This is a genomic window from Pseudomonas sp. UYIF39 (assembly GCF_029963765.1).
In the GTDB taxonomy this organism is placed as follows: Bacteria; Pseudomonadota; Gammaproteobacteria; order Pseudomonadales; family Pseudomonadaceae; genus Aquipseudomonas.
On record NZ_JALBYU010000032.1, the window covers coordinates 36,922 to 49,015 of the forward strand.

A 12,094-nucleotide genomic window follows, 5' to 3' on the forward strand; every position below is an offset into this window, starting at 1 on the left:
GAGAAGGCACCTATTACGAATCCGATTCGCTGCTCCTGCGTGATACTTCCTCAATAAATGGCATCTTGCCGCCAAGGTCGGCCAGCCGATTGCCAGTCTGCACTCTCATAAAAACTTTTGGGGTTTCGTAGAAAGTGCCTGCTTCCTGCATACCAGGGGCGACCATCTCAAGTGCGGTTTTGTAGATGTCGTCATCAATGCTGACAGTTACTCAAATCTATTGGTCTCAGTGGGCTAGAAGGGATAGCTACCGCCAATGGATCATTTCCCGCGAGGCGGGGTGCTCTGACAATCTGAGGTCACTATTGCTGCGATGTGTAAAGGGGGAGACTTTCCTCATTAGGCAAAGCGCTGGGCCGTGGCGCTGGTTGTTCAAGCCGGAGTAACCCCACGTCAGCGTGACTGATATTGGCTGTCTGTCAGGACTGGCCGTTAACGATCAAAAGCGTGTAAAAATACCTCCGCGAACCAGTCAATGATTTCTCAGTGCTTCATCGCAGGGATCGCCTATGAAGCGCTTTATTCAAAGTGAACATCGAGAATCAAAGTGAACGTTGAGGTCAAAGCACCTTACTTTCCTAGAGCCTCGACGACTTCATCACTGATACCAACCTTGTGCGGGTAGTCGACGAACCCGATCTGGTCAATCTGGGTTTTGATAGCGTCATTCCAGCCCAGGCTGTGTAAAAAGACATTCACCGTTTTTATCTAGTGAAGTGGAATAGAAGGCAAAATTGCTTACGCGGCGGTTTGGACTCAGCGTGAATTAACGGCAAGTCTCTTGAGTCGCGGAAACGTTTGCCATTAGCATTCTGAAGCACGCGATATTAATAAGTGGTTACCCGGCCTGGTCGCATCACTCCAAGGTTGCTAAAGAAAAAATGGGGAGCTGCTCAGCACGTAGAGATTTTACTGTGAGTGCATGCAAACTCATCTATGAACTCAACATTATTCCATGCAAATTAAGGTTTAACGGAATGCACTTCACGTTTAATTTTCTTTATTCAAAAGTATTTGAGTTTGACGGACCAATCAACTGAGTCGTTTTAGTGTCAGGTGGTTAAAACGCGCACATCCACATAGCAAGCGTTATGTTCTGCAAATCTTCGCATGCTTAGGGCATGTTCAAAGTCGGATACCTTACCTGTAAACAGTTAAAGTAATTAATGAGGTCTCAAAAATTCAACACTAAAATGATATAATATATTCAATGATTTGAATTGCAAGCTATGTTTCTCCCCCGTACCAAACCTCGTTCCTCGGTCTGGCACGGTATCGAAACGGGCTTGTGCTCAAACCCTTCGGGTTCTGCGCCAAAATCAAAAACACCAATAAAAATAATAAAAGGTGAATTAATGGAAAAGGTTAAATCCAAGGGTGGTCGCCCTAAAAAAGATAATCCCAGAACTATAGTTTCCGAAGTGTATTTAACTCCGGAAGAAGCAGCAGAACTCAAGGGAGCAGCCAAAAAATTCGGTTATGCTTATCTCTCGCAATTTTTGAGGCTTGCAGCATTAGCACTTATTAAGCAGAAGGATATTGGTCTAGACGCAAAATCAGCTGTCATTTCAGCCTATCTAAGCGGTCTAGCAAGCGATATACATGCTTTGAATGATCTGTGCAGCCATCCCAGCATGCCGTCAGCAGCATTTGTGCTCTCTGATTCCGCTCGGAGAAAAATAATCAAACTGAACGAATCAATCCAAAAAACAATAACAATAAATGGAGCATCAAAATGATAAGCAAGGGTAAAGAATTCTCTCCGACTTTTAGGAACCGAATTGTCTATGAGTTTGCGGCACGAGCCCAGGATTTCGACAAACGAAAGCATGTTGAGTTCATCGGTGGAAACCTGATATCAAAAAATCCCTACTACGAGATAATGGATGAGGGAGAGAGAAAGGTTTTTGTTGATGTTGAGCCGTTCATTCACGAATTTGAAAGTTATACTCGTCTCTATAAAGGTGAAAGCAAGAAACTCTGTGGTCACTACATTTTATCTTTATCGAAAGGTGAGGCATTAACGACAGCAGAATGGACAGAGGCCGTGAGAAAGTACATGAGTGATCTTGGGTACGATGAAACGACAAAATACGTCGCAGTCATACATCGAGACACAGATTGTGAGCACGCTCATATCGTTAGCTCAAGAGTTCGGTTGGTTGAAGCTGATCCCCTGAGTTCGCGCAGTGCTCTTGGGGCACACTTCGAGCTGGTGAGCGATAGCAACGACAGATTTAAAGGAATGGATGCCGTCAGGGAGATTGAACAACTATACAACTTGGCGGTACCTGTCAGTGACGGGTGGACAAAAGAACCCTGTGTAGGTGACCCTGAAATGGATCAGGCTCATATCATTAGAGGTATTTCAAAGGCTATCTTTAAAGCGAACAACCGCCCGGTAAATATGTCACAACTTGTTGATAGATTCGCAGAGCGTGGCATCCAAATTCGTGTTCGTGATGAAAACGGTGTTGTGGAGGGGGTAAGCTACAGACTCGATAGGCAGGACGGTCGATGGATTAGCGGCAGCACAATTATGGCTACGAAGCTGACTTTTCAGTCCTTACAGCGCAACGGTGTTGCGTACCTGTCCTCCCGTGATAACGCAAAGCTTGGCATAGGTATGCCAACAGCATCTCCAGACGCGCAGTCCGTTCGTAATGATGGTGTGTTGTTCCGCGCATACGTAAAGATCAGCAAGCCGAATGAGCGTTTGAAAACCTACCTTAGCAAGCATTCCAAGTGTACAAACATTCACTGCTTCAATGACCGTACTCAGCTATTTTTGGGTTTTAACTTCGGTATTTCATTCACCACGCGTAAGAAAACACGTAGTGAGGTCGAGCTTGAGATCGAAAGAGAGCGCGTCGCTAAATTGCTCACTGAAATGTTCAATCTTATTCAGGACATCATGGACACGCTTTTTCGTGGGATGGCTGTGCATTTCGACCAAGATGCAATTGTCGCCGATTATCCTCAGACAGCCTTACGGCTAAGTACACCAGTCGTGGTGGACTCGACCGGTCAGTTCGTTCTGGACGAGAACTGGGAAGAGAGTGTCTTAGTGCAAACCAAAAAGCAATTATCGAGCCTCGCCAAAATGTGTTACGAGAGTGAAAAAGAAGCGATTCTCGGGCTTGACTTATAAGAAATTGTTAAGCCGGAAATAGTGATCGGTGGGTCTGATTTTTTGGTTTCTTTGCCCCCAAATAAAACAAAACCCCGGAGTCAAGAGGTTACAACGGGGTTTATCAGCGTTCAGGTATATTCGAGAAAAACTTGTATGTGGTGGCGCTACTGGATTCGAGCCAGTGACCTCTCGATTATCAGCCGAGTGCTCTAGACCAGCTGAGCTATGCGCCAATGAAACATAGGAAATCTGTAGAAAAGTAGGTCCTTTGCTCGTCTTTCCGAACCGTCAGAATCATGACCAAATGGAATTTTAGGACTTCCGTTTCATTCTTCTATTATGAATCCACTAAACGCTTTATTCAATACTTTTACGTAAATATATAGATAAAGTATGGCCGTCAAATAGTTTTAATTTTGTTATAGCCATTTAAGTTAACCATTCATAATAGTTGCCACCAATTGATCCAGATCCTAAGAACATTAAATCTCTCGGGCGCGGTGCCCTACTGGGATTTACGATGGCAGTTAGAAGGCAAAAATTATTAAAAATTTTAATGAATACTAGAGTAAATTGTTCTGTCCCTCCTGTACCTGAAGATGCTGTAAAGCTTCCAAAAACCTCCGAGCCTTATTAAAGGTGGCTTGAAGTTCGGATGTTTCTTACAGAACTCGTGAATCTTGTGTACGAACCAGTAACAATCGACTGCACACCTAAACACCGATATACACCGGATTCGCCATTTCTGGCACAAACATTCTGGTAGAGTTTAAGGGCGCATTCGAAAAAGATGAGCCGGGGAAATACGAAGCCGTTTATGACCAATCTGGTCATGCATTTCTCTTCATCTTCAAAGACGCGGTACAGAAATCGCTTGGGAAAAACCTCGCAAAGATGGCACCCGCTGCTTCATGACGAATGGGTTAAACGCGGTAAGCCTTTTTTACTGCACCTTTGAAGATGAGTTCGCTGACTTCAAAAAAAGCAAAGAGGCTTCAGAGATAATCAGGCGTCACAAAATAACGCAATATTAAAAGTATCATGATTTATTTGCGTTTTAATAAGTGTGCTTTAGATATAATTTTTAGTATGTTATAATAAAAACATAAGAACGATAATAAGGAGTAGCAATCAATGTATATTCGCATGACTCAAAACTGTGACAGAGTTGTAGTTGTCAAATCAGTCTCAATTGCTGTTGTCGCGTTCGACGCGGATCAGAAACCCCTCAAGGGCGTCCGCAAAAGCTCAACTGAGCAAATCGCCTCGTTTGATCTTTTCGAGACCATCACGCATCCAGAAATTTCAGCAGAACAAGCGGCTGAGTTTGAGTTCTGGAGAGCGAAACAGATCAGCAGAATTCACAAGGCATTCATCGAGGCAGCAGCATCAGGAAAACTTGGCGGCACGCCAGTCCTGAAGACTCGGTCCGATTTCGGTGATCAATCGGCCAAAGTTGGCGAATTCAGCGGGATCATCAAACCGGTGATAGAAGTGCAGACGGGCTTAATCAAGAGCGCAATGTCTGGCCAGAAAAGTGACCTAGCGTTCCCGAAAGGGCCAATTGATGGAGTAGATGCACAGTCCATCATTAGCTCGATCTTGGAAATCTCTTCAAGAATTTTGAGGCATCAGCACCGTACCGGCCTCAAAGGCGACGACCTGTACAGCCTGGATGATTTACTAAACATACGTGCCGCTTGGTGCGCCCTTGGGGCATGCATGGAAGACGACGTGGCTGGTCAGGGTAAAATTGAAGGTCCACGTGATGGGCGGACAGCTGCGAAGGAGGGCAGAGCGATGTTCAAAGATCTAAGGAAGAGCATCACGGGTTGATTTCCACCCATCCTTAGGCTCGAAATGGGTGTAATTGGGTGCGTAATTGGGTGTCGACTTTCATGAGAACGATCGGCAACCACCCTCGAACCCGCTGGTCAGCTTCGGCGAAGCCGGTCAAAGGTTGTCCCAATTTACGAAGAAGCCGAGTGGCTGGATTAGCTGATCAACTCGTATCCCAAGTCGACCGAAGCTAGAGCATTATCGTAATCGAAGCCTATCGTCACTCCATCCAACTGCGATAAATCCATAAATCCACCGCAGTTGACGATCAGTTGCAGAATCACCTTTTGGAATGCCTCCCTCCACGGGGCGTCCTAGGGCATGCCCCTGATAGAGAGGTTGCAGGTAGGCGGAACTGAGGTTGGTATCGGTTTGTACGATCCGTGTTTTTCGTCTTCAGACATGAATTTCATCCTTGGAAATATGACGTTGAGAAAGGCAAATGCCGGCGCGGACGGAAGCTTTACTCTCATAAGCTCAGCAAGGGTGTTGGAGTTTCTGACGGATGACGACCTGCCCCGTCAGTCGAGCATAAATGCCCAACCTGCGGAATTTGTCATAACTGTCGGGCTGACGGACAGTGCTGTTGAAGCTTCGTCGCAATGACGGCTGCTTCGCTCGCGGACCTAGGTATTCAGGAACCGCTTGAGAGTGAGACAGGCTCGTATTCAGCCAGAAGCCTTCCACTTAGTCATCGTTTTCACCCACGCTTTCGTATTCTTCGTTACCGCGGCAGCTTCGCGCGGGGTTCCAGAATCCGAGCCTATGTGCGCGATTGTTCTGATTACGCAAACACTGAAGTCGCCGAGAATGGAATTGTTGGTGCAGTAGCGGGCTTGTAGCCTCCAATGCGCCGAACACCACGATTCGCCAACGATCGGGTGGAGTCCAAGCCAAGACTTATCAAGAGCGAGTTCATCGCGTTTCACCTTGCGTTCGGACTGATGCCCCAGTCGGGGTATGGCATCTAATAAAAATAAGAGGAAGGCAGGTATGAACATTCGTGCATGGTTCTGTGCGGCAACCCTGTTCGCTCCCGTTATGGGTGGCGGCGTATTGTTTCCCACGACGGCTTCGGCCGCCGACGATCCAATGGGCTCACTGGCTCGCGGGATATTCGGCGACAGTATGGAGCGTGACCATGGAATCAAGGTCTACGGTTGGGCTCAGGCGGGTATGAGCTACAACAATAACGGCACGGATGACGTCAGCAAACAGAGCTTCTTTACGTCCGACGAGGGTGTAAACCTCAATCAGTTCGCGTTGGCCGTAGAAAAGAAAGCTAAAAGCAATGTGGTCGGTCGTGTAGGTCCGTTTCCCGGTCCGATGCCGCAAGAAGCTGACTGGGGGTTTAACGTCACGACCCTTTACGGCAAGGATGCGCGCTATTTCAAGACCTACGGCTGGGACGAGGACTTTGGGGTTAATCGCGACAACAAGGCCGAAGACGAAGCCTTCACAATCGCTCAGGCCTACGTAGACTTCTATTTTCCGGTACTAGGCGGTTCGGATCTGATGATCGGGATTTTCCACACACCACTGGAAAATGAGATTGGCTTTGCCTTGCCTTCCCCCGCACCAACTGACTTCTACTCTCACACCTATTCCTTCATGCACGGCCCGGCGAAACATGCCGGCGCGTTGTATTCCTTCAAATTGCCCTCGGCGCCCGGGGAAAGCATGCTGGGCTTCGAACTGGGTGTGGTTCAGGGCTGGAACAACCTGCAAGACCCCAACCACGACCCGGACGTGATCGCCAACGTGCGCTGGCGCTCGGCTGATTTCAGCACTTGGATTGACTGGGAAAACATCTACGGTAACGGCGCCGGCGACAGCTTTGCCGAGTGCAGTTGCGGCTCGCCGCTGCCGGCCGGGACTAAGGACGATGACTACAAACGCTTGGCCTCCTACCTGACCTTGTCGCAAGTGCTCGACCCGAACAACCGTGTGGCCTTGGAACTGAACTACGGCAAGCAGGAGCAGGGGGCTTTCGCCGGCTTCGCCAACAAGAATGACGCCACCTGGTACGGTACCGACCTGAACTGGTACCACAAACTCAGCGAAAACCTGATGTGGAACAGCCGCGCCGAATGGTTCTACACCGATGCGCCGGTCCACGTGATGATGGCCAACATCGACCCCGACACCGGGATTCCCGACCCGACATGGGGCAGTTTCTACGGCGTCACCACCAACTTGGCGTGGACCCCGACCCCCAACGTGCGCCTGCGTCCGGAGCTACGTTACGACTTCCATTCCGGCCCCGGCCGCGATGCCTATGCCGATGGGCAAAAGGACTCGCAGGTGGTGGCGTCCTTCGACGTAACGCTGTTCTTCTGACCCGACTCTTCCGGTTTTCCCCTGACCCTGCGTGATGGCCCCGCCACACGTTGCGATCCTGTTCGTCCAGGCTGGAGCCTTCACATGACAGACAACAACGATAAAAACCTGTTTGGCCGCGACGTTTCCCGGCGCGATTTCCTCCGCGGTACCGGTGTCGCCGCCGGTGGCGTGGCACTGGCGAGTCTGCCGTTCAACTTCGCCATCGGCGGCGAGCGGGTGATCAAACTCGGCTATGTCAGTCCGCAGACCGGCCCGCTGGCGCCCTTTGCCGCAGCGGACAATTACATCATCGAATCGCTCAAGCAAACGCTGAAAAACACCATCACTGTTGCCGGCAAAGCTTATCGCCTGGAAGTGATCGTCAAGGACAGCCAGTCCAACCCCAATCGCGCGGCAGAGGTGGCCAGCGAGTTGATCCTGTCGGACCAGGTCGACCTGATGTTGGTGTCGTCGACGCCGGAAACCACCAACCCCGTGTCCGATCAGTGCGAAATCAACGAAATTCCGTGCATTTCCACAGTGGCGCCATGGCAGCCATGGTTCTTCACCAGGGGCGGCAAACCGGATCAGGGTTTCGAGTGGACCTACCATTTCTTCTGGGGTTTGGAAGATGTGATCGGCACCTACACCGCCATGTGGGGCGCGATGCCCACTAACAAGGTGGTCGGCGGCCTGTTCCCCAATGATGGCGACGGCAACGCATGGGGCGATCCGAAGTTGGGCTTCCCGCCGGTACTCGCACAAAAGGGCTTTCAACTGGTCGACCCAGGTCGCTTCCAAAGTCTGACCGACGATTTCTCCGCGCAAATTGCAGCATTTAAAAAAGCGGAAGTCGAGATCGTCACCGGTGTGGTGATTCCACCTGACCTCAGTACTTTCTGGACCCAAGCTCGGCAGCAAGGCTTCAAGCCCAAGGCAGTCTCGGTGGGTAAAGCTCTCTTGTTCCCGACTGCGGTCGAGGCGCTGGGGAAGGCCGGCAACAACCTGTCCACGGAAATCTGGTGGAGCCCGACGCACCCGTTCAGCTCTTCGTTGACTGGCGCAAGTGCGGGGCAACTGGCCCAGGGTTTCACCCAAGCCACCGGCAAACAATGGACACAGCCGCTGGGTTTTGTGCACGCACTGTTCGAACTGGCGGTGGACATCCTCAAACGCACAGAACAGGTCGGTGATGCCCACGCGGTTCGGGATGCCTTGCTCAAGACCAACCTCAACACCGTGGTCGGGCCGATCAGTTGGAATGGCGGGCCGGTCAAGAACGTTGCCAAGACCCCGCTGGTCAGCGGCCAGTGGCGTTTGGGCCAAGACAATAAGTACGACTTGGTGATCACCAGCAACACGACCGCGCCGGCGATTCCGCTGGGCGGCGAGATGCAGGCAATTACCTATTGATCGCGCGACTGGACAAGGGTGCACCATGCAAGAGCCACTTCTGAAAATCAGTGACGTGCACAAGAGCTACGGCTCGGTGAAGGTTACAGACGCCATGAGCCTGAACCTGCAACCGGGAGAAGCTCTGGGCATCATCGGCCCCAACGGCGCGGGCAAGAGTACGCTGTTCAACCTGATCGCCGGCGGCGTGGCAGCGGACAAGGGCTCGATCCATTTCGAGGGCCGCGACGTCACCCGCGTGCCGGTTTTCAAGCGCTGCCAGCAAGGCATCGGCCGCTCTCACCAGATTCCCCATCCGTTCGTGAAAATGACCGTATTCGAGAACCTGCTGGTGGGTGCGACTTTCGGTGCCGGGTTGCCGGATAAGGAAGCCAGCCAATGGTGTGCACAAACCCTGGAGCTGACCGGGCTGATGCGCAAGGCCAATGTGCTTGCCGGTTCACTAACTCTCCTCGACCGCAAACGTCTGGAAATGGCCCGCGCGTTGTCGACCCAGCCGCGTTTGTTGCTGCTCGACGAAATCGCCGGCGGGCTGACTGAGCCGGAATGCTTGGCGCTGGTGGAGACCATCCAGGGAATTCATAAGTCGGGCGTTGCCATCATCTGGGTCGAGCACATCGTACACGCCTTGCTAGCGGTGGTCAGTCGCCTAACGGTGATCAACTTCGGCGCGAAGCTGGCTGAGGGCGAACCGCGGAGCGTGATGGCCGATCCTCGGGTTCAGGACATCTACATGGGCATCGGGAGCTGACGCATGCTAACCATCGAAAAACTTTGTGCCGGCTACGGCGACTTCCAAGCGCTGTTCGACATCAGTCTGACCCTTGATGCCGGGGAAACCGTGGCCATCATCGGCTCTAACGGTGCTGGCAAGTCGACCTTCCTACGCTCGCTGGCGGGGCTGATCAGTAATCAACTCGACTCCATTCGCTTCAACGGCGAGGCCATTGGCAACATGGCTGCCAATCAGGTTGTAGAGCGGGGCATCGCCTTGGTGCCGGAAGGCCGAAAGTTGTTTCCTTCGCTCAGCGTTGAGGAAAATTTGCTGATTGGTGCTTACAGCAAACGTCCCGGGCCTTGGAATCTTGCACGCATTTATCAGCTATTCCCGGTATTGGATCAAATGCGCAACCGTCCTGGTACAGCACTCTCTGGCGGCCAGCAGCAGATGGTCGCAATAGGCCGAGGTTTGATGGCGAACCCGCAACTGCTGCTGTGTGACGAGATCAGCTTGGGACTGGCCCCGACCACGATCAAGGACATATACGCAGCATTACCCTCAATCAAAGCTGACGGCACTACGTTGGTTCTCGTCGAGCAGGATATCAATCAAGCACTGAGTGTATGCGACCGCTTCTATTGCTTCCAGGAGGGGCGCGTCTCCCTGACCGGACGTCCAGGGGAAGCGGATAAAGCTCAGATCAAAGCCGCGTATTTCGGGATCTAGTTATGGAATGGCTCAATACACTTATCCAGGGCATGTTGCTCGGTGGCCTTTACGCGATGTTTGCCGTGGGCCTTTCCCTGATGTTTGGCATCATGCGCCTAGTCAATATTGCGCATGGCGACTTCATCGTGCTGGCTTCGTACCTCGCACTCATGGTTGTCAACCATCTAGGACTCAGTCCGCTCGCTAGCCTGCTCATCGTCGTACCGCTCATGTTCGTATTCGGATATTTGCTTCAACGTCTGCTGCTCAACAGAACGCTCGGTCAAGACATCTTGCCACCGCTGCTAGTGACCTTCGGGCTGTCGATTATTGTGCAGAACGTGCTCCTCGAATTTTTCAGCGCGGACAGCCAAAAGCTCTCGCAGGGCGACCTTGAAGTAGCAAGCGTGGGCTTCGGAAGCCTCAATGTGGGTGTCATGCCACTCATTGTTTTTTGCAGCGCGTTGCTGATCATCGGCGGACTCCAATTACTGTTTTTCAAAACCGCCGTAGGGCGGGCATTTCGCGCAACGTCGGATGACCAGAACACCGCACGACTAATGGGCGTGAACAACGCACATATTTTTGGCTTGGCAATGGCGCTCGCGATGGCCGTAGTTTCGATTGCCGGAGTGTTCTTAGCGATCCGCACGAGCTTTGACCCAACGGTGGGACCGGCGCGGCTGTTGTACGGCTTCGAAGCAGTGATCATCGGTGGCTTGGGTAGTCTGTGGGGCACCCTGGCCGGCGGAGTAATTCTTGGTGTTGCCCAAGCGCTGGGGGCAAAAATCGATCCCGGCTGGCAAATCCTTGCTGGTCACCTTGTGTTTCTGCTGATCTTGGTCGTGCGCCCGCGTGGCCTGTTTCCCCGGAGTGTCGATTGATGAATGTCTTAAATAATTCCGCGCTCGACTTTCGTGTGCAACGTACAACCACCAGCAGTCTTATTGGTCTGTCGTTGCTAGGGATCTGCGTTTTGATTCTGATCAGTGCGCCGTTTTGGGCGGACCGTTCAAGTCTGCGGCTAGTGGTGGAGTTCGCTTATTACCTGGCGCTGGCGCAGATGTGGAACTTGTTGGCGGGTTACGCGGGCATGGTGTCCGTCGGGCAGCAGGCTTTTGTGGGCCTGGGAGGATACCTGTTGTTCATGCTGTCCACCCGGTTTGGTGTGCCGCCATTGTTTGCGGTTTTGCTTTCCGGCGTAGTGGTTGCGGTGCTGGCGGTTCCTACCGCATTGATTGTGTTCCGACTGCGCGGGGCCTACTTTGCCATTGGCACTTGGGTCGTTGCTGAGGTATTCCGTCTTGGCCTCGCACAGATGAGCAGTCTTGGCGGCGGTTCCGGGCAGAGCTTGCCGGCGACAATTGTGAGGCAGATCGGTACTGATCGGGACGAGCGGGAGATGCTGATTTACTTCACTGCGCTGGCCATCGCCATTGCCGCGGTGGCAGTGGTGTTCTTTTTGCTGCGCTCGCGACAGGGTCTGGCACTTGCTTCGATCCGCGATTCCGAGCCGGCATCCGGCAGCCTCGGCGTCGACACCTTCCGCACCAAACTAATGGTGTACGTGCTGGCCGCGGGGAGTACAGGTGTGGTCGGGGCACTGATCTTCCTGCAAAAACTGCGTATCTCCCCGGATGCGGCGTTCAATCTTCAGGACTGGACGGCAGTGGTGATTTTCATCGTCATCATCGGGGGCATCGGCACGCTGGAAGGGCCCTTGATCGGCACGGCGATTTACTTCGTGTTGCGTGGATGCCTGGCGCAATACGGTGCGGTGTACATGATCATTCTGGGGCTGGTCGCGGTGGTCATGATGCTTAAAGCGCCGCAGGGTGTATGGGGGTTGATCAATGAGCGATTCGGATGGCAAATTTTCCCGATGCAGCGACGGCTTTCTGCTTCGCATAGCGGTTAACGATCGGCGGGCAGTGGAGTGCTGGATGCCGACACGTTAA

General features: G+C 52.1%; 10 protein-coding genes and 1 tRNA gene. 9 read left to right on the plus strand and 2 right to left on the minus strand.

Features of this window, described 5'->3' with window-relative positions:
- Nucleotides 1–570: 570 nt before the first annotated feature.
- A complete protein-coding gene (locus MO767_RS27905) occupies nt 571–699 on the minus strand; it encodes a hypothetical protein (protein WP_282483162.1) in 129 nt (42 codons plus the stop codon).
- Nucleotides 700–1,355: 656 nt separating this feature from the next.
- On the opposite strand from MO767_RS27905, the gene MO767_RS27910 reads away from it, so the two are divergent.
- Nucleotides 1,356–1,739, plus strand: a complete 384-nt coding sequence (locus MO767_RS27910) for a hypothetical protein (protein WP_282483154.1) — start codon at nt 1,356–1,358, stop codon at nt 1,737–1,739.
- Nucleotides 1,736–3,151, plus strand: coding sequence for a relaxase/mobilization nuclease domain-containing protein (locus MO767_RS27915; RefSeq protein WP_282483155.1), 1,416 nt, complete (start codon nt 1,736–1,738; stop codon nt 3,149–3,151). The genes MO767_RS27910 and MO767_RS27915 overlap by 4 nt, the downstream gene beginning before the upstream one ends.
- A gap of 138 nt (nt 3,152–3,289) precedes the next feature.
- Here MO767_RS27915 and MO767_RS27920 read toward each other — a convergent pair.
- Nucleotides 3,290–3,365, minus strand: a tRNA-Ile gene (locus MO767_RS27920).
- Nucleotides 3,366–4,267: 902 nt separating this feature from the next.
- Between MO767_RS27920 and MO767_RS27925 the strand changes: the two genes are divergently transcribed.
- The 7 genes from MO767_RS27925 to MO767_RS27955 all read left to right on the plus strand — a co-directional run bounded on the left by MO767_RS27925 (nt 4,268) and on the right by MO767_RS27955 (nt 12,054).
- A complete protein-coding gene (locus tag MO767_RS27925; protein WP_282483156.1) occupies nt 4,268–4,969 on the plus strand; it encodes a hypothetical protein in 702 nt (233 codons plus the stop codon).
- 996 nt (nt 4,970–5,965) lie between these two features.
- Nucleotides 5,966–7,312 (plus strand): outer membrane beta-barrel protein, encoded by a 1,347-nt coding sequence (locus MO767_RS27930; protein ID WP_282483157.1) that lies wholly within the window; start codon nt 5,966–5,968, stop codon nt 7,310–7,312.
- Between the two features lie 84 nt (nt 7,313–7,396).
- Complete coding sequence (locus MO767_RS27935; RefSeq protein ID WP_205894067.1) at nt 7,397–8,707, plus strand: ABC transporter substrate-binding protein; 1,311 nt, start codon at nt 7,397–7,399, stop codon at nt 8,705–8,707.
- A gap of 25 nt (nt 8,708–8,732) precedes the next feature.
- Entirely contained in the window at nt 8,733–9,458 is a 726-nt protein-coding gene (locus MO767_RS27940; protein ID WP_282483158.1) for an ABC transporter ATP-binding protein, read from the plus strand.
- A 3-nt stretch (nt 9,459–9,461) separates the two neighbouring features.
- Nucleotides 9,462–10,154, plus strand: coding sequence for an ABC transporter ATP-binding protein (locus MO767_RS27945; protein ID WP_205894069.1), 693 nt, complete (start codon nt 9,462–9,464; stop codon nt 10,152–10,154).
- Between the two features lie 2 nt (nt 10,155–10,156).
- On the plus strand, nt 10,157–11,020 hold the full coding sequence (locus tag MO767_RS27950; protein ID WP_282483159.1) for a branched-chain amino acid ABC transporter permease: 864 nt from the start codon (nt 10,157–10,159) through the stop codon (nt 11,018–11,020).
- Nucleotides 11,020–12,054 carry a branched-chain amino acid ABC transporter permease gene (locus MO767_RS27955; protein ID WP_205894071.1) on the plus strand — a complete coding sequence of 345 codons (1,035 nt, stop codon included), beginning with the start codon at nt 11,020–11,022 and terminating at the stop codon, nt 12,052–12,054. Before MO767_RS27950 ends, MO767_RS27955 begins: the two co-directional genes overlap by 1 nt.
- Nucleotides 12,055–12,094 lie beyond the last annotated feature (40 nt).